At 61.5% G+C, this 23586-nt stretch carries 21 protein-coding genes; 14 read left to right on the top strand and 7 right to left on the bottom strand.

The window, feature by feature from the left end:
• Position 1 precedes the first annotated feature (1 nt).
• Positions 2–1522, top strand: coding sequence for a glycerol kinase GlpK (gene glpK / locus ACT3TP_RS01620; RefSeq protein WP_096284756.1), 1521 nt, complete (start codon positions 2–4; stop codon positions 1520–1522).
• Between the two features lie 111 nt (positions 1523–1633).
• Here glpK and ACT3TP_RS01625 read toward each other — a convergent pair whose 3' ends face one another.
• Positions 1634–3424, bottom strand: a complete 1791-nt coding sequence (locus ACT3TP_RS01625; RefSeq protein ID WP_444618959.1) for an HNH endonuclease signature motif containing protein — start codon at positions 3422–3424, stop codon at positions 1634–1636.
• 143 nt (positions 3425–3567) lie between these two features.
• On the opposite strand from ACT3TP_RS01625, the gene ACT3TP_RS01630 reads away from it, so the two are divergent.
• The 6 genes from ACT3TP_RS01630 (at position 3568) to holA (ending at position 11524) form a co-directional block, all read left to right on the top strand.
• Positions 3568–3852, top strand: coding sequence for a hypothetical protein (locus ACT3TP_RS01630; protein ID WP_444618961.1), 285 nt, complete (start codon positions 3568–3570; stop codon positions 3850–3852).
• A gap of 262 nt (positions 3853–4114) precedes the next feature.
• Complete coding sequence (leuS, locus tag ACT3TP_RS01635) at positions 4115–6634, top strand: leucine--tRNA ligase (RefSeq protein ID WP_444615669.1); 2520 nt, start codon at positions 4115–4117, stop codon at positions 6632–6634.
• Between the two features lie 9 nt (positions 6635–6643).
• Entirely contained in the window at positions 6644–7576 is a 933-nt protein-coding gene (locus tag ACT3TP_RS01640) for a DegV family protein (protein ID WP_096284752.1), read from the top strand.
• A gap of 21 nt (positions 7577–7597) precedes the next feature.
• Entirely contained in the window at positions 7598–8230 is a 633-nt protein-coding gene (locus tag ACT3TP_RS01645; RefSeq protein ID WP_444618963.1) for a helix-hairpin-helix domain-containing protein, read from the top strand.
• A complete protein-coding gene (locus ACT3TP_RS01650) occupies positions 8227–10497 on the top strand; it encodes a ComEC/Rec2 family competence protein (protein ID WP_444618965.1) in 2271 nt (756 codons plus the stop codon). Before ACT3TP_RS01645 ends, ACT3TP_RS01650 begins: the two co-directional genes overlap by 4 nt.
• Positions 10498–10531: 34 nt before the next feature.
• Positions 10532–11524, top strand: coding sequence for a DNA polymerase III subunit delta (holA, locus tag ACT3TP_RS01655; RefSeq protein WP_444618967.1), 993 nt, complete (start codon positions 10532–10534; stop codon positions 11522–11524).
• A gap of 17 nt (positions 11525–11541) precedes the next feature.
• On the opposite strand, the gene ACT3TP_RS01660 is transcribed toward holA, so the two are convergent.
• The 3 genes from ACT3TP_RS01660 to ACT3TP_RS01670 form a co-directional block, all read right to left on the bottom strand.
• Positions 11542–11973 (bottom strand): SRPBCC domain-containing protein, encoded by a 432-nt coding sequence (locus ACT3TP_RS01660; RefSeq protein WP_176484119.1) that lies wholly within the window; start codon positions 11971–11973, stop codon positions 11542–11544.
• A 163-nt stretch (positions 11974–12136) separates the two neighbouring features.
• Positions 12137–12397 carry a 30S ribosomal protein S20 gene (gene rpsT, locus ACT3TP_RS01665; protein WP_096284742.1) on the bottom strand — a complete coding sequence of 87 codons (261 nt, stop codon included), beginning with the start codon at positions 12395–12397 and terminating at the stop codon, positions 12137–12139.
• 170 nt (positions 12398–12567) lie between these two features.
• Positions 12568–13134: a type II toxin-antitoxin system PemK/MazF family toxin gene (locus tag ACT3TP_RS01670; RefSeq protein WP_444618969.1), complete on the bottom strand. Its 567-nt coding sequence runs from the start codon at positions 13132–13134 to the stop codon at positions 12568–12570.
• Positions 13135–13246: 112 nt separating this feature from the next.
• On the opposite strand from ACT3TP_RS01670, the gene lepA reads away from it, so the two are divergent.
• Positions 13247–15091: a translation elongation factor 4 gene (gene lepA / locus ACT3TP_RS01675; protein WP_096284738.1), complete on the top strand. Its 1845-nt coding sequence runs from the start codon at positions 13247–13249 to the stop codon at positions 15089–15091.
• Positions 15092–16321 carry a radical SAM family heme chaperone HemW gene (gene hemW / locus ACT3TP_RS01680; protein WP_096284736.1) on the top strand — a complete coding sequence of 410 codons (1230 nt, stop codon included), beginning with the start codon at positions 15092–15094 and terminating at the stop codon, positions 16319–16321.
• A gap of 17 nt (positions 16322–16338) precedes the next feature.
• Here hemW and ACT3TP_RS01685 read toward each other — a convergent pair whose 3' ends face one another.
• Both ACT3TP_RS01685 and ACT3TP_RS01690 read right to left on the bottom strand, forming a co-directional pair.
• Complete coding sequence (locus tag ACT3TP_RS01685; RefSeq protein ID WP_096284734.1) at positions 16339–16740, bottom strand: DUF4870 domain-containing protein; 402 nt, start codon at positions 16738–16740, stop codon at positions 16339–16341.
• Positions 16741–16831: 91 nt separating this feature from the next.
• Positions 16832–17701, bottom strand: a complete 870-nt coding sequence (locus tag ACT3TP_RS01690; RefSeq protein ID WP_105552135.1) for a DUF3097 domain-containing protein — start codon at positions 17699–17701, stop codon at positions 16832–16834.
• 125 nt (positions 17702–17826) lie between these two features.
• Here ACT3TP_RS01690 and hrcA point away from each other — a divergent pair, with 125 nt between their 5' ends.
• From hrcA to ACT3TP_RS01705, 3 genes are read left to right on the top strand one after another with little or no spacing between them, the layout of a single operon-like run.
• The gene (gene hrcA, locus ACT3TP_RS01695; protein ID WP_096284730.1) at positions 17827–18840 is read left to right on the top strand and encodes a heat-inducible transcriptional repressor HrcA; all 1014 of its coding nucleotides are present in this window, start codon (positions 17827–17829) and stop codon (positions 18838–18840) included.
• A 51-nt stretch (positions 18841–18891) separates the two neighbouring features.
• Positions 18892–20016 carry a molecular chaperone DnaJ gene (dnaJ, locus tag ACT3TP_RS01700; protein WP_444618972.1) on the top strand — a complete coding sequence of 375 codons (1125 nt, stop codon included), beginning with the start codon at positions 18892–18894 and terminating at the stop codon, positions 20014–20016.
• Between the two features lie 2 nt (positions 20017–20018).
• The gene (locus ACT3TP_RS01705; RefSeq protein WP_096284726.1) at positions 20019–20792 is read left to right on the top strand and encodes a 16S rRNA (uracil(1498)-N(3))-methyltransferase; all 774 of its coding nucleotides are present in this window, start codon (positions 20019–20021) and stop codon (positions 20790–20792) included.
• Between the two features lie 81 nt (positions 20793–20873).
• On the opposite strand, the gene ACT3TP_RS01710 is transcribed toward ACT3TP_RS01705, so the two are convergent.
• Complete coding sequence (locus ACT3TP_RS01710; protein ID WP_444618974.1) at positions 20874–21779, bottom strand: GerMN domain-containing protein; 906 nt, start codon at positions 21777–21779, stop codon at positions 20874–20876.
• A gap of 305 nt (positions 21780–22084) precedes the next feature.
• Here ACT3TP_RS01710 and ACT3TP_RS01715 point away from each other — a divergent pair, with 305 nt between their 5' ends.
• Both ACT3TP_RS01715 and ybeY read left to right on the top strand, forming a co-directional pair.
• Positions 22085–23113, top strand: a complete 1029-nt coding sequence (locus tag ACT3TP_RS01715) for a PhoH family protein (RefSeq protein WP_096284722.1) — start codon at positions 22085–22087, stop codon at positions 23111–23113.
• On the top strand, positions 23110–23583 hold the full coding sequence (gene ybeY, locus ACT3TP_RS01720; protein WP_096284720.1) for an rRNA maturation RNase YbeY: 474 nt from the start codon (positions 23110–23112) through the stop codon (positions 23581–23583). The genes ACT3TP_RS01715 and ybeY overlap by 4 nt, the downstream gene beginning before the upstream one ends.
• Positions 23584–23586 lie beyond the last annotated feature (3 nt).

A 23586-nucleotide genomic window follows, 5' to 3' on the forward strand; every position in this document is an offset into this window, starting at 1 on the left:
CATGAGTGAAAAATATGTCATCGCCATTGACCAGGGAACGACCAGTTCCCGAGCCATCGTCTTCGATCATGCAGGCGAGGTTGTCTCGGTCGGCCAGCTGGAGCACGAACAGATTTTCCCGGCCGCTGGTTGGGTTGAACACGACGCAGCGGAAATCTGGAACAACACCCGAGAAGTCATCGGCCAAGCCCTGTCCAAGCAAAACCTGACCCGCCACGACATCGAAGTTGTCGGCATCACCAACCAGCGCGAAACCGCCGTGGTCTGGGACAAGAACACCGGCAAGCCGGTGTACAACGCGATCGTCTGGCAAGACACCCGCACCCAGGACATCGTCGACGAGCTGGCCAAGGACGGGGGAGTCGACCGCTACAAGGACCGCGTCGGCCTGCCACTGGCCACGTATTTCTCCGGAACCAAGATCAAGTGGATCCTGGACAACGTCGAAGGCGCTCGGGAGCGTGCCGAAGCCGGCGACCTGATCTTCGGCACCACTGATACGTGGGTGCTGTGGAACCTGACCGGCGGCGTGGACGGCGGCGTGCACGTCACCGACGTGACCAACGCTTCGCGCACCCTGTTCATGGATCTGAAGACCCTGACCTGGGATGAGCAGATCCTGGCGGACTTCGGTGTGCCAGCTTCGATGATGCCCGAGATTCGCTCTTCCTCAGAGGTGTATGGCACCGTGGCCGGCAATCAGCTGCTGCGCGAAGTACCCGTGGCCGGCATCCTGGGCGACCAGCAGGCAGCCACCTTCGGCCAGGCCGCTTTCACCGCCGGTACCGCGAAGAACACTTACGGCACCGGTTGCTTCTTGATCTTCAACACCGGCACCGAGATCGTGCATTCCTCTAACGGTTTGCTCACCACCATGGCCTACAAGCTGGGCGATGCCGCTCCGGTCTATGCCTTGGAAGGCTCGATTGCCGTGGCCGGTTCGCTGGTGCAGTGGTTGCGTGACAATATCGGCATGATCGCCACGGCTCCCGAGATTGAAGAGCTGGCGGCCAAGGTGGAGGATAACGGCGGGGTCTACATCGTCCCGGCGTTCTCGGGCCTGTTCGCCCCGTATTGGCGTGCCGAGGCTCGTGGCGCCATTGTGGGCCTGACCCGCTTCGCGAACAAGAACCATATTGCCCGCGCGGCGCTGGAGGCCACCGCCTTCCAGACCCGCGAGGTGCTTGATGCGGTCAACGCCGACGCCGAGGTGCCTCTGACCGAGCTGAAGGTTGACGGTGGCATGGTTGCCAACGAGAGCCTGATGCAGTTCCAGGCGGACATCCTAGGTGTCCCGGTGGTCCGTCCAAAGGTTACCGAAACCACGGCATTGGGCGCCGCATATGCCGCAGGCCTGGCCGTGGGCTTCTGGAAGGGCCTGGGCGAGCTGGAAACCAACTGGTCCGAGGACAAGCGTTGGGAACCGGCCATGGGTGAAGAAGAGCGCGAGCGCAGCCTGCGCCTTTGGAAGAAGGCAGTGACTCGCACCTTCGATTGGGTGGATGAGGACACGAAGGCCTAACTCGGCCTCGCCGCCCTCGACCTTGTCGATGAGCCGATAGCAGCGGACCCCGAATCAACTGATAATCGTTGATTCGGGGTCCCGCTGTCGTTAACCCTCAACGCCGGGACATCACTCGTCGTTCTCCGGTGGCTCCGGATCAGCTACATCGGGGTCGGGAGCATCACCGAGCTGCAGCGCATCCCAATAGGTGTTGCGCCGCGGTTTCTGCTCCGGGTCCAGATGCGGAGGCAGGATGACGTGCGGCAGGCCGTTGACGTCCACGATCTTAAGCTGTCCGAGATGGCGGCTATGGTGGCCATCGGGGCAGACCGCCGCCCCGGATTTAACACTTGTGGTGCCACCCTCGGCCCAGGGCAGCTTATAGTGATCGATCTCCACGTGATCGGGAGCCGTGGTGCAGCCGGGCACAATGCATCCGCGATCACGCGCCAGCACACCCGCCCGCACGTAGCCCTCGTGGTAGCGTCTGGATCTTCCCATGTCCAGGGGTTGGCTGTTGCCGCCGAGCACCACGGGGATCACATTGGCTTTGGCAAGAGCCCGTCTGAGCTCGCCGGGCGGGAGCCGAACGCCGTTGGAAGTAGTCCCATAAGCGCGGTCCAGATTCTGCAGATCGCTGAGCCACATGTAGACAATGAATCGCGGGATGACCGCCTTGGCCTTGCCTCCTGCGGGGGTGGCGAGAATCGCCATGAGCGCGTTGAGCCTGCGCAGTGCGACGCTGACCTCCTCGCGGTCCGAGGCAACTTCTGCGTTGGCCGGGATGCTCTTCCCGGGCGTTGCTTCAGCATCGTCCGCTGGCAGCTCGGGTTTGGCTCCGGAGGGTTCTTCCGCTGCGCGGGCCCAGTCGGGCATGGGATTTTCGGTGCGCAGCCATGTTGGTGCTCCGGCTGTTGGTTCCTCGGCGGTGCCGGACCGGTCGATAGATTCGGCGGATTCCGCCGCCCGGGCAGCCGTTGGCTCGGTGGCGGGCTGATCGGCTGCTTCGGTGCTGCCATCGGGCTGCACGGGGGTCCGGGCTGCCTGGCCGGCCTTGGTGCGCGGGGCGCTGGCCTGCACGGCGATCGAACGGATCAGCTGGGCCTGCGTGGCTAGGGTGCGAAGGGTGAATTCGTGCACGCCTTGGACCACCGGGCCGATGAACAGCCCGAGCTTCGGTGGGAGCTTGTCGCCTTTGAGCTGCTTGTAGAGACTGATCCGGGAGCTGATGTCTTTGCGTGCTTCATCTGGCCCCAGGCTCCGCAGTGACTCGGCGGCATGCTCCTCCAGGAAGCGGCCGTCGGTGTCGCGCGCCTTCAGCTCGGTGGGCACGCCGTCGAAGGTGGTGTCGGTGGCTTCGAGCTTCTCCAGGCGACGTGCGGTGGCTGCGATGCTGCGGCGGTCGGCGCCGCCCTTGGCATAGACCTCGGCCAGCTGGGCGAAGCGCGGCTCGCAGATCGTGCCTTGCGGCGTACGGCGGCCGATGAGCAGGTGGGCATCGTCGATACGGCGTTGGGCCTCGAAGTAATTCAGTCCGAGCCAGGCGGCGAGCAGATCGCCGGTGCTCTGATAGCAGGTGCGGCCGGCGGCTAGTTCGGGCTGCGCCTCGAAGCTGCAGGTGCCGTCGCGCAGCCCGTCGTAGGTTTCCAGACTGAGCGCGTGCGCGCCGCTGGCCTCCGCATCCAGTGCGGTGGTGAGCTGGGCGAGGTGGACCTGTTGGGAGAACTTCTCGACCAGATCCGCATGGGCCAGGACCAGGCGCGGGTCGCGGGTCTGGTGGACCAGCTGGCCGATGGCGGTGAACAAGGCCAGACAGAGGATCCCCAGGCGCACGAGCATGGCACCGGTGAGGTGCGCCCCGAGCTGAAGCGGGGCCCTGCACAGGGTGTGCAGCGCTGAGATGAGTGCTGGCGTGTTCATGCCTCCATGATTACGCCGGGGCGGCCCTGCGCCGCGGCTTCGTCCACGGGCTGTGGATAGCTTGGCGGAATATTTCTTGCGCCGGCCTTGGGCGCGATGGAAACCCCCGGCATTTCGTATCCAGCGGGGAGCCCCTGGGCTGGATGCATGCGGCAGAATGGTCCGCGTTGGGCGAGGACTTCGACAGCCCGATCTGGCCCCGTGGAATCTGGCCAGGGGAGCGCTGGGTGTTCATCGACTGGGATGCTGGCGAGCCGAGTACCAGATTGGGGGACTTGGCCTATGCCGCGCAGGCTTTTCGGGCAATGACCCGGCGGATCTCAGCGCGTTCCTCGACGGCTACCAGGCCGCTGCCCGCCATGATCGAACGGATCGGCCCCATGCACGGGCTGCTGGATTCGCCGAGTATCCGCGGCGTCGAAGCGTAGGGATCCATGTTTGCCGACGGGTAGGGGGTTCATTGGGCTGCGGTGCCAGCCGGCGGCCGGGGAAGCGATCGTGGGCATGCCGTTTTTGCCGTGGCGCAGCGCGCACTTCATCGATGCACCTCTGCGGCGGGAACTGCGATAGAATCGCTGTATGCATTTTCAGCGCGACCTAGTCTAAGAGCGGCCTGCGGCCGTACCCCCGAGTGGATATTTGGGGGCTTTTGTTGTGTCTGGAGACAATACCAAGTTTTTCCGTCAGGAAATTTTTCCGCAAGTTTGTGAGACGAGCTCAGTGACATCATCGACGAACGAGACCAGAACCTACGACTTCAAGGACCTCGAGTCCAAGTGGCTACCGGTTTGGGATGAACTAGAAGTGTTCAAGCCGGCCGACGATGGCACCCGTGAACGTCGCTACGTGCTGGATATGTTCCCCTACCCCTCCGGTGACCTGCACATGGGCCACGCGGAGGCCTTTGCCATGGGCGATGTCGTCGCACGCTACTGGCGCCTGCGTGGCTTTGACGTCATGCACCCCATCGGCTGGGATTCCTTCGGCCTGCCGGCGGAGAACGCCGCGATCAAGCGCAATGCGCACCCGGCCGAGTGGACCTATAAGAACATCGACACCCAGGCCGAGAGCTTCAAGCGCTACGCCATCTCCGCGGATTGGGATCGCCGGCTGCACACCTCGGATCCGGAGTACTACCGCTGGACGCAGTGGCTGTTCAACAAGTTCTACGAAAAGGGCCTGGCCTACCGCAAGGACCACCCGGTCAACTGGTGCCCGAAGGACCAGACCGTGCTGGCCAACGAGCAGGTAGTCAACGGCGCCTGCGAACGCTGCGGCACCGCCGTGACCAAGAAGTCGCTGAACCAGTGGTACTTCAAGATCACCGAGTACGCCGACCGCCTGCTCGAGGACATGGATGCGCTCAAGGGGCACTGGCCCGAGCGCGTGCTGCTGATGCAGAAGAACTGGATCGGCCGTTCCGAAGGCGCCCAGGTCACCTTCCAGATCGAAGCCCACGAGCAACTGGCCGAGGTGCAGATCCCGGTCTTCACCACCCGCCCGGACACCCTCTACGGGGCGACCTTCATGGTGGTCGCCGCGGATGCCGCGCTGGCCAACGAGCTGGTCACCGAGCAGCACCGCGAAGCGCTGGAAGCCTACCAGGAGCAGGTCAAGACGCTCTCGGAAATCGAACGCCAGTCCAGCGAGCGCGAGAAGACCGGCGTGTTCACCGGCCGCTACGCGATCAACCCGCTCTCGGGTGAGAAGCTGCCGGTCTGGGCGGCGGACTACGTGCTGGCCGACTACGGCACCGGCGCGATCATGGCCGTGCCCGCGCACGACCAGCGCGACTTGGACTTCGCCCGCACCTTCGACCTGCCGGTGCGCGTGGTCGTGGAGACCGGCGAAGAGGACCCGGCCGTGTCGGGAACCGCCACCGCCGGCGAGGGCAAGCTGGTCAACTCCGGTGAGCTGACCGGGCTGGACAAGACCGAAGCGGTCGCCAAGGCGATCGAAATCGTGGAAGCCGCCGGCACCGGCGAACACACGGTCAACTACCGGCTGCGCGACTGGCTGCTGAGCCGCCAGCGCTTCTGGGGCACCCCGATCCCGATCATCCACTGCGCCGAATGCGGCGAGGTCCCGGTACCCGATGACCAGCTGCCGGTGCGCCTGCCCGATAACCTGCGCGGTGAGCAGCTGGCGCCGAAGGGCACCAGCCCGCTGGCCGCCGTGGCGGAGTGGGTCAACGTGCCCTGCCCGAAGTGCGGGGCGGACGCCAAGCGCGACACCGACACCATGGACACCTTTGTGGACTCCTCCTGGTACTTCCTGCGCTTCGTCTCCCCGAACTACACCGAGGGCCCCTTCGACCCGCAGGCGGTCCGCGACTGGATGCCGGTAGGCCAGTATGTCGGCGGCGTCGAGCACGCGATCCTGCACCTGCTGTACTCGCGCTTCTTCACCAAGGTCATCCACGACCTGGGCCTGATCGACGCGACCGAGCCGTTCAGCGCGCTGCTGAACCAGGGCCAGGTGCTCAACGGCGGCAAGGCCATGAGCAAGTCCCTGGGCAACGGCGTGGACCTCGGCGAGCAGCTGGACAAGTTCGGCGTCGACGCGGTGCGGCTGACCATGATCTTCGCCTCCCCTCCGGAGGACGACGTGGACTGGGCCGATGTGTCCCCAAGCGGTTCGCAGAAGTTCCTGGCCCGCGCCTGGCGCATCGCCCAGGACGTCACCAGCGCACAGGACGTGGACTACACCACCGGTGAGAAGGCGCTGCGCCAGGTCACCCACCGCACCGTGCACGAGGCAGCCGCGCTGCTGGATTCGGGCAAGTTCAACGTGGTGATCGCCAAGACCATGGAATTGGTCAACGCGGCGCGCAAGACCATCGATTCGGGAGCCGGCGCCGCCGACCCGGCCGTCCGCGAGGCGGCCACCGTCACCGCCCAGCTGCTGAGCATGTTCGCCCCCTACACCGCCGAGGACATGTGGGCCGAGCTCGGCTACGCACCGAGCGTCGTGAACAGCGCCTGGCCGGAGGTCGATGAGTCGCTGCTGGTTGACGATACCGTCACCGCCGTGGTCCAGATCAAGGGCAAGGTCCGCGCACGCCTGGAAGTTCCGATCGACATTTCCGAGGATGACCTGCGCGAGCAGGCCTTGGCCCATGAGACGGTGATTCGCATGCTCGACGGCAAGGAGCCGTTGAAGGTCATCGTCCGTGCGCCGAAGCTCGTGAATGTGGTTCCGGCACCGTAAGCTCAAGGCATGAACGAACGCACCAAGGGCCCACGCGCGGGCTGGCTGCCTAAATGGCTGGCCCCGCGTGGGCTTGCGCGTACCCGAATCGGCGTAGTCACCGACTCCGCCGCCTGCCTGCCAGCACAATTGCTGGACAGCGAAGACTTCGCCTGCCTGGGAATCCCGATCATCGTGGACAACCACGTGCACGGCGAAGATCTGAACGCCCTGATGATGGGGCTCGCCATGGGAAAATCCGTCAAGACCTCGCGTCCGGCGCCCGGAGAATTCGCCCGGGCCTACCGGGAGCTGGCCGCCGCCGGTTGCGAGTCGATCATCTCCATTCACCTCTCCGGGCAGCTTTCCGGGACGGTGGAGGCCGCGCGCTTGGCCGCCGCCGACATCAAAATCCCGGTGCAGGTCATCGATTCGCGCACCGTCGCCATGCCCCAGGGCTTTGCGGTCACCGACGTGCTGGCCGCGCGCGATGCCGGAGCCCCGCTGGAAATGCTCGAGCAGATCGCCCGCGGCGCGGCGCGGAATTCCGTCTACTTCGCCGTGCCGAGCCTGGAGCAGCTGCGCCGCGGTGGACGGATCAGCACCATCTCTTCGGTGCTTGGCAACCTGCTGAACGTCAAACCGATCCTGAGCATCGACGCGGGTGTGATCCAGCCCATCGAAAAGCCGCGCTCCTTCGCTCGGGCCCAGGCGCGGCTGGTGGCGCTTGGCGCCCAGGCTGCTACCGCGGCCCAGGGGCCGGTACGCATCGGCGTCATGCACTTCGGCGCGGCCGAACTCGCCACCGAGATCGCCAACGAGCTCGCTCCGCTCAGCGCGCAGCAGGTGCTGATCGAATCCCTGCCGGCGGTGCTCGCGGCGCATACCGGCATCGGGGTGCTCGCCGTGGCCGTGGGACCGTTGAATCCACAATCCGAGCCGGAGGACACCCTCCCTTCGTAGTAGTGGCGCAAACTATCGGCCATGGGGCGCCACGACTTCTTCAGTAAACTTGCGCCACGGCCGACCAGGTTGCGCTTCGCCGTGTCGCGGGTCGCTGCCCTCGTGCTGGTCCTCGTGGTCCTGGCCTGGGTGGCCTTCTCGATCATCTTCTCGCCTCCGCCGGCGGCCGAAGAGCTGGATTCCATTCCGCTGGTGGCCGACCCCGAACACCCGGCCGCCACCGAACCGCTGGCTACGCTCACCGTGCATGTGGTCGGGGCCGTGAAAAAGCCCGGCGTCTACGAGCTTCCCGATGGTTCGCGGATCACCGATGCGATCGAAGCAGCCGGCGGGATGAGCAAAAAAGCCCGCCCGGAGCTATTGAATTTGGCGGCCAAACTCGCCGACGGGCAGCAGATCATCCTGCCCGGAACTAGTGATGCCTCGGCAACTCCGGGCGCCCCGCAAGCCCAAGGGCCAAACGCGAAGATCTCGCTGAACCAGGCCGATGCGCAGACCCTGCAGACCCTGCCGGGCATCGGCCCGGCACTAGCCAAACGCATTATCGACTTCCGGGACAAAAATGGCCCGTTCACCAGCGTCGCGGAACTCGACGCTGTCTCTGGAATAGGCCCGGTGCTCTTGGGGGAGCTGTCGGAATTGGTGATCCCATGAAGACGGACTTCCGCGGGCTTTGGATCTTGGCCGGGGCCTGGGTGACCGCATACCTGCAACCGCCGGTGCTGGTCACCCTCATCGTGCTGCTGCTCTTCCTCGTGGGCTTCGCGCTGCTGCTGCGCCGGCGTCACGATGCTCCCTCCTCGGCTCCCTGGTTCACCGGACCGCTGCTGCTGCTCCTGGCCTCGATCAGCATCAGCTTCGCCGCCCAGGGGCAGAACGACTGCCGGCTGCCCGAGGGAGCAGAACAGCAGCGGCGGGTCATCGTGGCCTTTAACGATCCGCCGCGCCTCGGCGAAGACGGAACGAACAAGGGCATTGCGCAGATCGGAGAATATTGGCACCAGGAGCAGTGGGTTGCTTGCCCCATTCCGATATATCTGAGCCTGCCCTACCCGCTGGAAACCGGCGCGGATAGTTTCGAAACAATTCTGGACCTGCAATCTACCGGGGCAAAAGGTGCATTCCACTGGTGGGCTCGGGCACAGAGCGAACCGGTGGTGAAGACCTGGCAGGAACCGACACCGGCAGATCACTTGAAAACCAGATTCGCGTCGAGCCTGAAAGAACTACCCGACGAGGCCCGCGGGCTCCTTCCGGGCATGCTCTACGGGGACCGCTCGGGGCAGGGCGAAGAACTCTCCGCGGCAATGAAAGACAGCGGGCTGAGCCACCTCACCGCCGTCAGCGGGTCAAACGTGGCGTTGCTCGGTGCCATGGTGCTGGTGATCCTCAGGCTTTGCGCCGTGCCCAGGGTGCTGGCCGCGCTGCTGGGCATCGGCTTCCTGGCCTTATTCATCTGGTTCGTGGGCCTTGACCCGAGTGTGCTCCGCGCCGGATTAATGGGAATCATCGCAACAATCTCGCTCATGCTGGGCCGCGGGCGCGGGTCCTTGGGCATCTTGAGCCTGTCGGGGACCATTTTGCTGCTGATCGATCCGTCGCTAGCAGTGGAACCGGCCTTCGCCTTATCCGTACTGGCCACCTTGGGCATCATCGTACTGACACCGGCCCTCACCGACATCCTTTCACGCCTCTTCCCGTCGTGGTTTGCGCAATTGACGGCAATTTGCTGCGCCGCGCAATTCACCTGTCTGCCGGTGATCATCGCCTTGAACTCAAATTTCAGCCTGTACTCGCTGCCGGCCAACCTCTTGGTCGCACCATTGCTGCCCCTGATCACCAGCATGGGGGTGATCTGCCTGCTGTGCTGTACTCCATTGCCGGCGGTCACCGACATCTTGTTATGGGTGCCTGGCCTTCCAGCGGGATGGATTGGAAAGCTCGCGCTCTGGGTAGTCGAGCTGCCCGGTGCCGCACGTCCATGGCCTCCTGGGATTGCCGGCATCTCTCTGGCAGTTGGATTCTCGGTGGTGTTCGCCGTCCTGCTGCTGAGCACCTATGAAAGCGAGCACGCGAGTATTCATCGGCTGGCCGGCGCCGGATTGGCGGTGCTCGTGGTGCTCCTCGTGTCGCTGGTGCTCCCGGCGACCCTGTTCTACCGTCCGGCCATCCCGGTGACCTGGAATATCGCGATGTGCGATGTCGGCCAGGGTGACGCGTTCGTGATTCGTACTGGTCCCGCTGAGGGGTGGCTCTTGGACGCCGGACCCACAGATGGGGGCGTGGCTGACTGCGTGAATCAGCTGGGAATCAAAAAGTTATCCAAGGTTTTCATCACGCATGAACACGCCGATCATCTTGGCGGGATCGCCGAGGTGGAAGGGACGGGATTGCAAATCGATCAGCGTCTGGTTTCGCCCGGCTTCGACCCTAGCCGCTGGGCCGAGACCACAGTGCTCAAACCGGGGGATAGCGGTGGCACGGACGCGGTGCACTACCGGGTGATCGGGCCAAATGAAATCCGTGCGCGTTATGCCGAACCCAATGACACCTCCTTGGTGATCGTTTTCGACTTTCTTGTCCAAGGGCAGGTGCTGAGCTTCTTTACCGCCGGAGACCTGGAGGAAGCAGCGATGCATCAGCTGCTGGCCGAGCTGCCGCAACCTCCGGTCCAGGTGCTCAAGGCTTCGCATCACGGCGCGCGCAATGGCGGCACGGAAATCATTGAAACACTGCGGCCGCAGGTCCTTTTGATATCTGCCGGAAAAGACAATTCCTATGGTCATCCGCATCAAGAAATACTCGATGCCGCGCGAGCCACCGGCGCGCGCGTGATCAGATCCGACCTCGAGGGTACGGTTCTGCTCACATTCGAACCGGACAAGGTGCTCGCCACAGCGATCGGGCCTGCAGTTCGGTAGGATCGAGATAACGCACGACGCATGAAGGAGCTCGATGGCACGCGCGCAAGCATCTCCGGGAATTTCTTGGCGGGATTTAACACCCCAACCCTTGATTCTGCTGACCGGATCCGAACAATATCTGGCTTCGCGCGCCTTCGAGCTGTTGCGCAGCCAAGCTGCTACGCGCGAGGACATCCAGCATACTCGGCTCAACGCGGCCAGCTACGAGCCAGGCGAACTGTTGCTGGCAACGAGCTCCTCGTTGTTTTCCAGCGCGAACCTCGTCGAGGTACACGACCTGGCATCAATGAACGAGTACTTCCTCAAAGATGCCTTGAATTATCTGAAGGATCAGGCACCGGAGAATGTGCTGATCATGCACCACTCCGGGGGTACCCGCGGCAAGAAATTACTGGATGTCATAAAGGCCGCCGGCGCGTTGCTCGTCAATTGCCAGCCGATTAAACGCGACGCCGAGAAAATCGACTTTGTGCAAGCCGAATTCAAGTCGGCAAAGCGCCGGATCACCAATGACGCGGTGAAGTCACTAGTCGCCGCGGTTGGCAATTCCTTGGCAGAGCTTGGATCCAGCTGTCACCAGCTGATTCAGGACACCACCGGAACCATCGATCAAGAGGTGGTCGATCGGTACTATGGTGGCCGTATCGAAGCGACGGCCTTCAAAGTGGCGGACGCCGCCTTGGCCGGAAATGCGCAATTGGCCTTGACCACGTTGCGCCACTCCCTGGATACCGGAACAGATCCAATTCCCATCGTCGCGACCTTGGCGATGAAGATCCGTCAGCTGGCGAAGGTGCTCGGAGTCAACGAGCCGGCGGCGTCCTTGGCCTCCGAGCTGGGCATGGCGCCGTGGCAGGTTCAGTCAGCGCAGCAGCAAGCACGCGGTTGGAAACGCGCTGATGTCGCGCAATGCATTGAGAACATCGCCCAAACAGATCGCATGGTCAAAGGCGGCGGGCGGTCACCAGGCTATGCCTTGGAACGTGCGATCTTATTTATTGCTTCCAAAGCACCGCAGCGATAGCTCGGCTTGCCTGGCACCTAGCTTTCGTTCCGCTTGGGATCGGTGGAACGGGCCAGTTCTTCGTAGAGCGTCCAAAAATCCACCATGTCGCGCGGCTTGCCGGCGAGCAGATCTTCCAGATACCGCAGATGAGTATGCCAACCGATCAGGTAGTCGGCGGCCTTATCCGCTAACCCCCGGTGTTCGAGGTGCAACCCGGTGCTGGATTCTCGCCCGGTGAGTTCGATCCGCAACTCCGAGGGCTCTTCGTCGGGGAACTTCCAGGACATGGCCAAGAGCTTGAGCGGATCAATTCCTCGCACCTGTGAGGTGCAGGGGTAATTCGGTGCGTGTTCGACCGTGACTACTTCACCGGAGCGAAAGGTCCCAGAGACCAGCGTCCCGAGCCACCCCGATAACGGCGCGGACTCGGTCAGCGCGTGCCACACCTGGTCTGCCGTGGCTGGCATTTCCCAATGGTGCAGGACACGTCCTGCGAAAATATTTACTGATCTACCGACTAATGGCATAGCTGAACACTAGCGCAGTGCCGCAGGGCAGAGAAGCGGTGCTTAAAGCACAAGATCCCCGAAACCCAAGGGCTTCGAGGATCTTGCTGAAGTTTAGCGTTGCTTAGAGGGCGTTAACCTTCTTGGCAATGGCCGACTTACGGTTAGCAGCATTCTTCTTGTGAAGAACACCCTTGCTAACAGCCTTGTCGAGCTTCTTGCCAGCCAGACGCAATGCGTCAGTTGCCTTATCCTTGTCACCGGCGGCAATTGCGTCGTTGACGTTACGGACCACGGTCTTAACTTCCGAGCGGACTGCTACGTTACGCAGACGAGCCTTTTCGTTGGTAAGGTTACGCTTCTTCTGGGACTTGATGTTTGCCACTTTAATAAACTCTCTCGTTTATTGCGAAATACGGTCGGTAGAGGGTTCATCCTTCGGGCCATCGACTGAGCGGTGTGGGGCACCTATGGCGACCCAAAGGGGGCGTGTCACCCAACCTGCGTGACACACAAGAATTAACTCTAGCAGAACGCCGCGGCAACGACCAACGCCTAGCGGCCGTTATTTAGGGCGTTCACCACATTGCCGAAACGCTGCTCGTCGAGAATGGCCCCTTCGCGACGTACTGCACTTTGCGACAGGCGGATGATTCGGTCGAGCTTGACCTCGCTGGGACGGCGCTCGCGGTCCCAGGCGCCGGTTCCGATGTCCATGTAGTCCGGATTGCTGTGACCGCCATTGTTCTTGTCTTTGCTCGTCAGCATCAGGCCAAGCAACCAGCTGTCATCGCGGCCGATAATCAGCACCGGGCGGTCCTTTCCCTGGCTGTGGTCTTCCTCGTAGGGAACCCAGCCCCAAACCACTTCGCCGGGATCGGCCTCGCCGTCGAGGCTCGGGTTGTATTCATAGTGGACGGTGCCGCGGAAATCGCCCGGGTAGGCCGATTCGCGGAGGTTGTTCCCGCCATCGCTGCTGCCATGCCGCTGCTGAGCCCGGCTCGGAGCATTGCTCGGCCGGCGGGTAGTGGGGGAGGTGTTTGACCCATTAGCGCGAGTGGAGTTGAAAACCTTAACTGCACGCACAACGAGGGAAAGAATCTTCTGCACATTCAAAGCCATGATCGACAAACTATCAGGGCGCGCGGTACCAAATAGGTAGTGACGCGTAAATCATGACAGAATGGAGCCTAATTCCGCGTCTATTCTTAGTTTGCAAATGAGGTCTGTTTAGGTGTCTCCATTGGCCCGCACCGCCCAGGTGCCAGCCGCGACCGATCCGTCGCTCATCCGTAACTTCTGCATCATTGCCCATATCGACCACGGTAAATCCACCTTGGCCGACCGCATGCTGCAATCCACCGGCGTGGTCTCCGCACGCGACATGAAGGCCCAGTACCTGGACCGCATGGATATCGAACGTGAACGCGGTATCACCATCAAGTCCCAGGCTGTCCGTATGCCTTGGGAAGTCGATGGCGTGACCTACGCGCTGAACATGATCGACACGCCTGGCCACGTTGACTTCACCTATGAGGTTTCCCGTTCCCTGGCGGCCTGTGAAGGCGCGGTCCTGCTCGTTGACGCAGCACAGGGCATCGAAGCACAGACCCTGGCGAACCTCTACCTGGCCATCGAGAGCGATCTGAACATCATTCCGGTGCTCAACAAGATCGATCTGCCAAACGCGCAGCCGGAGAAGTATGCCGAAGAGCTGGCAAACCTCATCGGTTGCGATCCCGATGACGTCTTGAAGGTTTCAGGTAAGACCGGCCAGGGCGTTGAGGCTCTCCTGGATGAGGTCATCAAGCAGCTTCCGCCGCCCGTTGGCGTGGCCGATGCTCCTGCACGGGCCATGATCTTCGACTCCGTCTATGACACCTACCGCGGTGTGGTCACCTACGTTCGTGTCGTCGACGGCATGTTGCGTCCGCGCGAACGCGTCCAGATGATGTCCACCGGTAGCACGCACGAACTGCTCGAAATTGGCGTCTCCGCGCCTAACCCGGTTCCAAGCAAGGGACTGGGCGTGGGTGAGGTCGGCTACCTGATCACCGGTGTGAAGGATGTACGTCAGTCCAAGGTCGGAGACACTGTCACCAATAGCCTGAAGCCTGCCGCTGAGTCCCTCGGCGGATACGAAGATCCGAAGCCGATGGTGTTCTCGGGACTTTACCCGATGGACGGTACTGATTACCCGGCGCTGCGCGATGCTTTGGATAAGCTTCAGCTCAACGACGCCGCCCTGGTGTACGAGCCGGAGACTTCCGTCGCTTTGGGCTTCGGGTTCCGCGTTGGCTTCTTGGGGCTCTTGCACCTGGAAATCACCCGTGAGCGTTTGGAGGCCGAGTTCAACCTCGACCTGATTTCTACCGCTCCGAACGTGGTCTATGAGGTCATGGGCGAAGACAAGCAGTTGACCACCGTGACCAACCCCTCGGAGTTCCCCGAAGGCAAGATCCTCGAGGTTCACGAACCACTGGTCTCGGCAACTATTCTCGCTCCATCCGAATTCATCGGCTCGGTCATGGAATTGTGCCAGGGACGTCGCGGCACCTTGCGCGGTATGGATTACCTCAGCGAAGAACGCGTAGAAATGCGCTACACGCTGCCGCTGGCCGAGATCGTTTTCGATTTCTTCGACCATCTGAAGTCACGTACGCGTGGTTACGCATCCTTGGACTGGAAGGCCGACGGAAGTCAGGTTGCAGACCTGGTCAAGGTCGATATTCTACTGCAGGGTGAGCAGGTGGACGCGTTTAGCGCGATCACCCACCGCGACAAGGCGTACTCATACGGCGTGATGATGACCGGCAAGCTGCGTGAACTGATTCCACGCCAGCAGTTCGAGGTGCCGATTCAGGCTGCCATCGGTTCGCGCATCATCGCCCGCGAGTCCATTCGCGCCATCCGCAAGGATGTGCTGGCCAAGTGCTATGGCGGCGATATCAGCCGCAAGCGCAAGCTGCTGGAAAAGCAGAAGGCCGGTAAGAAGCGAATGAAGATGGTCGGCCGCGTGGAGGTTCCCCAGGAAGCCTTCATCGCCGCGTTGTCCACCGGCGAAGAGAAAAAGAAGTAAATGCCCTCAGTTTTGCCTGATGGCGATCCGGCTCCGGCCGATGGTCTGCTCCCCGCATTGTGTTCACACAATGCGCAGGAGCGGACCATGTCCTTTTATGTACATATTCCGTTCTGCACGGTGCGCTGCGGATACTGCGACTTCAACACCTACACCGCAAAGGAACTTGGTTCCGGGGCGAGCCAAGCCAGCTATGCGGCCACCGTCAGCCAGGAAATCAGCTTCGCTCGGCAAGTGATGGACAAATCTGGCTTGCCGCATCGTGAAATCGAGACCGTGTTCTTCGGTGGCGGCACCCCGACCCTACTGCCAGCCAGCGACCTGGTGTCGGTTTTGGCACGCATCAACAGCGAATTCGGGCTGAAGCCCGGCGCCGAGGTCACTACCGAGGCGAACCCGGATTCGGTGACCCGTGAAAGCCTGCAAGAGCTCAAGGACGGCGGGTTCACCCGCGTGTCCTTTGGCATGCAGTCGGCGGTGCCACATGTGCTGGCGGTGCTGGAGCGAACCCACGATCCCAAGGGCGTGCCGCAGGTGGTCCGCTGGGCTCGCGAAGTGGGTCTCCAGGTGAGCGTCGATCTGATCTATGGGACTCCGGGGGAGTCCTTGGAGGATTGGCGCACCAGCGTGGAAGCGGCTTTGAGCTATGAACCGGATCACATTTCGGCCTACGCGCTGATTATTGAAGAGGGCACCAAGCTTGCGGCGCAGATTCGCCGCGGACAGGTACCGAACATCGACGATGACGATCATGCCGAAAAGTATCAGCTGGCCGATGAAATGTTCGCGGCCGCGGGCTTCCGCTGGTATGAAGTTAGCAACTGGGCCAAGGGCGAAGGGCATGCTTGCCGGCATAACGTTGCCTACTGGCAAGGCGGAGACTGGTGGGGCGCCGGACCGGGTGCCCATTCGCATGTTGGTGGCCTGCGCTGGTGGAATGTGAAGCATCCTTCGGCCTACCAGCAGCGGATCGACGGCGGGATTTCCCCGGGCCACGGCCGCGAGTTCCCCGATGCCGAGGCAGTCAAACTGGAGCGCACGATGCTGCTGACCCGGTTGGGCAGCGGCATGCCGATCGCCGAATTGGATGAGCATGGCCGTCGGGCAGTTGCCGGACTCATTGCCGACGAGCTGATCGAACCGCAGTCGGCCTTTGCCGGAACGATCGTGTTAACGCAACGAGGTCGGCTCCTGGCCGACCTTGTAGTGCGGGAACTGTTGGACTTCTAAAGTTTCAGCAAGGATTGTTACTTCATTAGCCGCAGGTTGAATGCGTAGCGGTATGGGCGTCCCTTGTTAGCCTGGATGGCTGCACGGGCGCCCATCAGCGTCATATAGACCCAAAGCGCCACGGTGGCTACCGCGAACGCCCAGCCAAACCCGGGAACCAGGGTGAGCACGTTCAGCACGATGGCCAAAATGGTCAGCGGAAACGTGAAGTTGAAGGCTTCTTTCGACTCCTGCGAGGTAAAAGGTCCACGGTCGCGGTACACGGCGAAGATGATGGCCGCGGGAATGCATCCCAGTACCGCGCCGAAATGCGACATCATGGCCCATTGGCGATCCTCGGAAGGAGTCAAGGGCAAAGCCGAGACCTTGGAACCTTCGAAACGTGAATTTTCCGGCGGTACGGTCTTGCGTGCAGTCACGTGGCGCTTCCTTGTTTAGCAGTGGGTGGTCGATCTGATTCTATCGAGGATCTAGCGACGCAGAGTACAACCCGCCCTAAAAATCCAACTATTAGTCAATCGTTAGGAAACCGTAATCTTCGCTGGTTAGAAAATCGATGAGCTCCTCGACCTTACCCAGCAGCTGCGGTTCAAGCTGTGCGTAGTGGTCAACTCGGGAAAGGATGCGCTGCCAACCCAGCCCGATGTCCTCGGCAGTTGAATGCGGCCAGCCGAACGCGCGTAATATTCCGGTTTTCCAATCCGTTCCACGGGGGATCACCGGCCACTTCTCAATATTAAGTGCTGCCGGTTTCACCGCCTGCCACACGTCGACATACGGATGACCAAGAATCAGGACATGATTCGCCGCACCGGGAACCGCCATCGCTTCCTTCACTATACGTTCTTCCTTGGTGCCCGCAATCAGGTGGTCAACCAAGATCCCCAGACGCCGTTCGGGCGAGGGATTGAAAGCGCGAATGGCGCCGGCAAGATCGTCGACGCCATGCAGAGGCTCAACGACGATGCCTTCCACGCGCAGGTCATGGCCCCAGACTTTCTCCACTAGTTCGGCATCGTGCTTGCCTTCGACCCAGATCCGGCTGGCGCGTGCCTCGCGGGCCTTCAAACCGGTGACCGCCCGGGAACCGGAAGCTGAAACCATGGTCTTTGGCGCCAATGCCTTGGCTTGTGGCTCAACGATCTCCACCGGCTCGCCTTCGAGCAGGAAGCCGAAGCCCGCTTGGAAAGAGCGGGTCTTGCCCCGCCGGTCTTCTAAAACGATCACCCGCATTCCTCCGGACTTCTCGGTACGCACCACTTCGCCGACCCAACCGCTGTCCACGTCTTCGAGTAGTAGGCCCATTGATATCGGAACTTGACGCAGTTTTTTCGGTGCAGGTGCACTGAGGTCGTGGGCTCCCCAGGAGTAATTGGTCACGTACTGCCTTTCGCTGTGATCGAATACGCTCGAAATCCAATGCTAGCAACCGATGTAGGTATTAGACTTGGCACTTGATAGGTTAGAGTGCCAAATCCTTGCCGGAGTTCATAGGAGGTGTTGACGTGAGCGAGTTTCGACGTCTGGACGTTTTACGCGCCATTGTGGAGGACTACGTCCAGTCGCATGAACCGGTAGGTTCAAAGGCTTTGCTTGATCGGCATAACCTGGGAGTTTCTGCTGCCACGATTCGCAATGATATGGCCTTGCTGGAAGAAGAGGGGCTCATCGCTGCCCCGCACACCTCCTCGGGAAGAATACCCACGGAAAAAGGCTATCGCCGATTCGTTGACCAGATCGGCGAGCTTAAGCCGTTGTCTCGGGCGGAGCGCGAGGCCATCAACAAAATCTTGGATAATTCCCAGGATTTAGATGAAGTCTTGCATAGCACCGTGCGCTTGCTGGCACGTTTGACGAATCAGGTGGCGTTGATCCAGGTGCCGCACTATGACACCGCATCGCTGCGCAATCTGGACCTAGTCGGACTTGGCTCATCCCAGGTATTGATGGTCATGATTGCCTCCAATGGCACCGTCGACCAGCGGATGATCGGCACTTCCAGGGCGTATAGCGACGACGAACTGCAGGGTATGAAGCAAGGCGTGCTCAAGGCCTTTGGCGGTCGGCAGTTGGCAGATCTCGTAGGTTCGCTGACCACCGAATCAATTCCGCTCCAGCTTCTGGAAGATACGCTGTTCATGACGGTGCTCGGTTCCTTGCAGGAGATGGCACGTGCGGCTAACACCCAGCGCATCGTGATGGCGGGGACCGCGAACCTTGCCCGTTCGGTGGGAGATTTCCCGCTGACGCTCACCCCGGTGCTCGAAGCGCTTGAAGAGCAGGTGGTGCTGCTGAAGCTGTTCTCCGAGTTGGAAGCGGACTCTCGGGGCGTGGCGGTAGCCATTGGCACCGAGCACCATTACGGGCAGCTTTCCGACGCAACGGTCATCGCGACAACCTATGGCTCGGACACCAGGAACAAGCTTGGAGTGCTCGGTCCGACGCGGATGAATTATCCAACCTCCATGTCTTCGGTCCGGGCGGTTGCCCGTTACCTGTCAAAGATTTTGACGAACTAGTTTCGTCAGCAACAACGTTTTATATTTTTACGAAAGGACACGGCGAATATCGTGAGCTCGCATTACGAGACGCTGGGTGTTGCCCAGGACGCGACCCCGCAGGAAATCAAGAGCGCCTACCGCAAGCTGGCGCGCAAGCTGCACCCCGATGTCAACCCAGGCGAGGGGGCAGCCGAGCAGTTCAAGCTCGTCACACGAGCCTACGAAGTCCTTTCCGACGAAAAGAAGCGCGCCAACTTCGACGCCACCGGCGACCTGAACGGCAACGGCCAGCAGGGATTCGGCGGCGGAGGCCAGAACTTCGGTGGCTTCGGCGACATCTTCGAACAGTTCTTCGGCGGCGGGCAAGCCCAAGGGCCGGCTTCGCGCACGCAGGCCGGCCGCGACGCGTTGATCACCATCACCATCGATTTGGTCGATGCTGTCAAGGGCACTGTATACCCGCTCGAGATGGAAACGGCCGTCACTTGCAAGGTCTGTGAAGGCTCTTGCTGCCGGCCCGGCACCAGCCCGGTTACCTGCGAAACCTGCCGCGGTGCGGGCCAGATCCAGCGTCCGGTGCGTTCCTTCCTCGGCCAGATGATGACCGTGGAAACTTGCCCGGCCTGCCGTGGCTTTGGCACGACCATTCCGGATCCATGCAATGAATGCAATGGCGAGGGACGCGTGCGCGAGCACGTCTCGAAGTCGCTGAACATTCCGGCCGGTGTCGATGCCGGCACTCGTATCCAGCTGCGCGGACAGGGCGAAGCCGGTCCCGGCGGTGGCCCGAACGGAAACCTCTTCGTCGAAATCGACGTACGCCGCCACAAGGTCTTCGAACGCGCGCAGACCGACTTGCACGCGAAGATGGCCATCCCAATGACCGGCGCCGCCCTCGGTTGCGAGCTGAAGCTGGAAACCTTCGATGGTGAACAGCAGATCACCGTGGAATCGGGCGCCCAGGACGGGGACGCCATCACTCTGCCAGGGCTGGGTGTGCCGCGCCTGCGCGGTGGCAAGCGTGGCGACATCGTGGTGCACCTGCAGGTGGAGACTCCGACGAAGCTGGACGCCGCACAGCGTGAGCTGCTCGAGCAGCTGGCGGCATTGCGTGGCGAAGAGATGACCGCCGGCCGCGTCGAACAGTCCGGTGGAATGTTCTCGCGACTGCGTGACAAGTTGAACCAACGCTGAGCATGAGCAATCACAGCTTCGTGATCGACGCTCAGCAAGCAGCTGAGGCCATGGTGGGGGACAGCTTGGAGCTCACCGGGCCCGAGGCCCACCATGCGGTTGCGGTCAAGCGTGTGGCGCCCGGCGAGGAGCTGGACTTGCTCGACGGCACCGGGCTCCGGTTGCGAGTCAAGGTCAGTGCCGCGGCCAAGGACCTGCTCAGCGTGACCGTGGTGGAACGCATCGAAGAAGCGCCGCCGGTCCACCCGGTCGGCCTGGTGCAGGCGCTGGCCAAGGGCGACCGGGATCTACAGGCCGTGGAATCGGCGGTGGAACTGGGAATTTTCACGGTCCGCCCCTGGCAGGCCGATCGATCGATTGTGCGTTGGAATGGGCCGAAGGCCGAAAAGGCCTTAGCTAAATGGCGTTCGCAGGTGCGTTCGGCACAGAAGCAGTCACGCCGCGCCTTCGAACCAAAGGTCTTGGACCCGCTCGGGTCCAAGGCTCTGGCCGGACAGATCGCGCAGCTTGCTGCCCAGGGCGAGCTGGTTCTGATCCTGCATGAATCAGCTAAATGCTCGGTGGCCGAGGAAACCCGGTCGTGGCTCGATTCGGCCCCGGCACATGCGGGGGTGACGTTGGTAGTGGGCCCCGAAGGCGGGATCAGCGACGCGGAGCTCGATCAGTTTGTCGGCGCTGGTGCCAAGGCCGCGCTCTTAGGCGAGCACGTGCTACGCGCTTCGACGGCCGGGCCGGCAGCCCTCGTTCTGGTTCGGCATCTGCTCGGAGAACTGTAGCCGCCGAAAGGTTCAGCAATTAAGAAGTTCCGCAGGCCGACGGCCTGCGGAACTTTTTAATTGGTAGCGAATATTCGCAGCCTATTTAATGGTGAACTCGCTGGATACCGAGGCGATCTTTTCTTCGGATCCGGATTCCCTGCCCCAGAAGGTGAGTTTGTAGGCGCCTACGCTCAGCTGCTTGGTGAAATCAAAGGAGCCATCGGGATTGACCTTATCTTCCGGGATTGGCTCCTCGGCGGTGAGCACGGTGAGCTTTCCCGACTTGTCCTTGCTCTCCAAGCTGTAATAGATGCCGTCGCTGAACTTCGAGGCGCGAGCATTGAACTGGATCTGACCGGCCTTGCGGGTCGACCCGTATTGCGGGTCGATAATCCAAATCGGGGCCATGAATGAGGCATCGCGGTCGTAGGAGTCCGCCAGTCGCAAGTCGCCGAAGACCGTGGCGTTGGCCCGGCCGTCAACCAGAATTCTCACTTTCGGTGGCAGCGAGCCAACGAGGAGGCCTGCATTGGACGCGGCGGCGGTGGCGGTGAACACCAGCTGCTGAATTGTGCGTTCGGAAAGGCCACGATCAAGCTTTGCACCGAAGACCTTCTCCGGTAGGTCCAGGGTGATCACATTGTCCTGGTTCATGGACACGCCAACTTCACCCGAAGGCTTCAGATGCGTGTACCACTCGGCATTGGCCGGCTTTTCGTTGAGCAGGTAGGAGATTGAATCGCCGATCGGCTCGCCAGTGGCGTTTTTTGTGGCGTACTCGCGGTAGAGGAAAACCCCGAGGTCCATATTTTCAAGCCAGTAGATCGGGAGCCTGTCGATCGGGGAATGGTGCTCCACCGAATCGTTGGCAGGAGGCAGTCCCACGGTACCCGCGGCAGTACTGATCGGCATTTCGTGGGATTCTTCGCGCGAGGCAAGACCGCAGCCAGCTGCTACGACGAGAGTTAAACAGACTCCGGTGACGGTTACCCGCTTGGAGATCAACCTCGTAATTCTTCCTTGCACTACTTACCAATCCGTTGATTATTCACTTGACACCTTGCTGTAAACCAGCTCTGGCGCTCAAATAGTTTGGCACATGATGGCGCCCGGGATCGCCAAAAAGGAGTCTAACGAAGGATTCGTAACCAAATCTATACCTTTACCACCACAGATGCTTTAGAATCACTTCAGATTTTTGTGCTCTAGCTACCTGCGAAATTATCCCCTAAGCGTGCTGAACTAGATAGACTGTAGGGGACAAGAACAATAATCATTGCCAAGCTCAGCAAAGGGGCACTAAGCACTGCATGCAGGTTGAACAGAACAAGATGCCGGTCGAATCCGGCCCCGCGTCATTGACGATCACCTTCGACACTCCCGAACTCATGGTTGCCACGCTGGGTCCAAGCGATGAATTGTTGCGCATTCTGACCGGCGCCTACCCGCTGGTGCAGTTTCGCCCCAATGGCGCTTCCTTGACCCTGGTTGGCGAGCCCGTGCAGGTGCGCAAGGCTCAGCGTGTGACCGAAGAGGCCCGTGCACTTGCCAGCCGCGGCTCCCGGATGAGCGCAGACACCATTGAGCAGATCATCAAGATGCTCTCCGCCGGTGGTGCCGATGCGCCCACCGACGTCCTCGGGCTGAAGATTCTCTCCGGACGGGGACGCGCGATCCGGCCGAAAACGCTGAATCAGAAAAGCTATGTCGACGCCATCGAAGACAACACGGTGACCTTCGGCGTGGGTCCTGCCGGTACCGGCAAAACTTTCCTGGCCATGGCTATGGCCGTGGCAGCCTTGCAGGCGAAAGAAGTCAGCCGCATCATCTTGACTCGTCCCGCCGTAGAAGCCGGGGAGAAACTGGGCTTTTTGCCCGGAAGCCTCACGGAGAAAATCGATCCCTATCTGCGTCCGCTCTATGATGCGCTGCACGACATGATCGACCCGGAGACCATTCCACGGTTGCTGGAGGCAGGCACCATCGAGGTCGCTCCCTTGGCGTACATGCGCGGGCGCACCTTGAACGATGCCTTCGTGATTCTCGACGAAGCGCAGAACACCACCAGCGAACAAATGAAAATGTTCCTCACTCGTTTGGGCTTCGGCTCCAAGATGGTCATCACCGGCGATGTCACTCAGGTGGATCTGCCCGGTAACTCGGTCTCCGGGCTTCGCATGGTGATCGACGTGTTGGCGGGTATCGACGACATCGCCCTGTGCCGGCTGGATGCCGGCGACGTGGTGCGCCACCGCCTCATTGCAGATATCGTCACGGCGTACGATCGCTGGGACACCCAACAGCGCAAAGCACAATCCCGGGGACGGCACAAGTCATGAGCGTCGAAGTAAATAACGAAACAGACTACGAAGTGGATCTGCAGGACGTGCAGAAACTCGCTGACTCGATCACCCAGGCGATGTTCATTCACCCGGAAACGGAAGTTTCCGTCGTCTTCATCGACGAAGAGGCCATGAGCGAATTGCATGTGGAGTGGATGGACCTGGAAGGTCCCACCGATGTGATGAGCTTCCCGATGGACGAGTTGCGTCCGGGGTCGGAGAAGGCCCCGTCGGAAAGCGGCATCCTCGGGGATATCGTGATCTGCCCCACCGTCGCCGAGGCCCAGGCCAAGGCCGGTGGGCACCCGGTCCACGATGAGATCTTGCTGCTCACCACCCACGGCATGCTGCATTTGATGGGCTTCGACCACGATGAGCCTGCCGAAAAGGCCGAAATGTTCGGTCTGCAGCGCCGTCTGCTCGAGAGCTACACCGGGCGCCCGGCGCCGAAGGAAACGGTGGAATAGCCG

This window comes from Glutamicibacter sp. AOP38-B1-38, assembly GCF_052377485.1.
GTDB lineage: Bacteria > Actinomycetota > Actinomycetes > Actinomycetales > Micrococcaceae > Glutamicibacter.

Coding starts and splice junctions, on each gene's coding strand:
- ACT3TP_RS01630 (WP_444618961.1), top strand. CDS start 3,568: ATGCATGCGGCAGAATGGTCCGCGTTGGGCGAGGACTTCGACAGCCCG.
- ACT3TP_RS01705 (WP_096284726.1), top strand. CDS start 20,019: ATGAGCAATCACAGCTTCGTGATCGACGCTCAGCAAGCAGCTGAGGCC.
- hemW (WP_096284736.1), top strand. CDS start 15,092: ATGCCCTCAGTTTTGCCTGATGGCGATCCGGCTCCGGCCGATGGTCTG.
- ACT3TP_RS01670 (WP_444618969.1), bottom strand. CDS start 13,134: ATGGCTTTGAATGTGCAGAAGATTCTTTCCCTCGTTGTGCGTGCAGTT.
- ACT3TP_RS01660 (WP_176484119.1), bottom strand. CDS start 11,973: ATGCCAGCCACGGCAGACCAGGTGTGGCACGCGCTGACCGAGTCCGCG.
- glpK (WP_096284756.1), top strand. CDS start 2: ATGAGTGAAAAATATGTCATCGCCATTGACCAGGGAACGACCAGTTCC.
- ybeY (WP_096284720.1), top strand. CDS start 23,110: ATGAGCGTCGAAGTAAATAACGAAACAGACTACGAAGTGGATCTGCAG.
- holA (WP_444618967.1), top strand. CDS start 10,532: ATGGCACGCGCGCAAGCATCTCCGGGAATTTCTTGGCGGGATTTAACA.
- ACT3TP_RS01625 (WP_444618959.1), bottom strand. CDS start 3,424: ATGAACACGCCAGCACTCATCTCAGCGCTGCACACCCTGTGCAGGGCC.
- ACT3TP_RS01645 (WP_444618963.1), top strand. CDS start 7,598: ATGGGGCGCCACGACTTCTTCAGTAAACTTGCGCCACGGCCGACCAGG.
- ACT3TP_RS01650 (WP_444618965.1), top strand. CDS start 8,227: ATGAAGACGGACTTCCGCGGGCTTTGGATCTTGGCCGGGGCCTGGGTG.
- ACT3TP_RS01715 (WP_096284722.1), top strand. CDS start 22,085: ATGCAGGTTGAACAGAACAAGATGCCGGTCGAATCCGGCCCCGCGTCA.
- ACT3TP_RS01640 (WP_096284752.1), top strand. CDS start 6,644: ATGAACGAACGCACCAAGGGCCCACGCGCGGGCTGGCTGCCTAAATGG.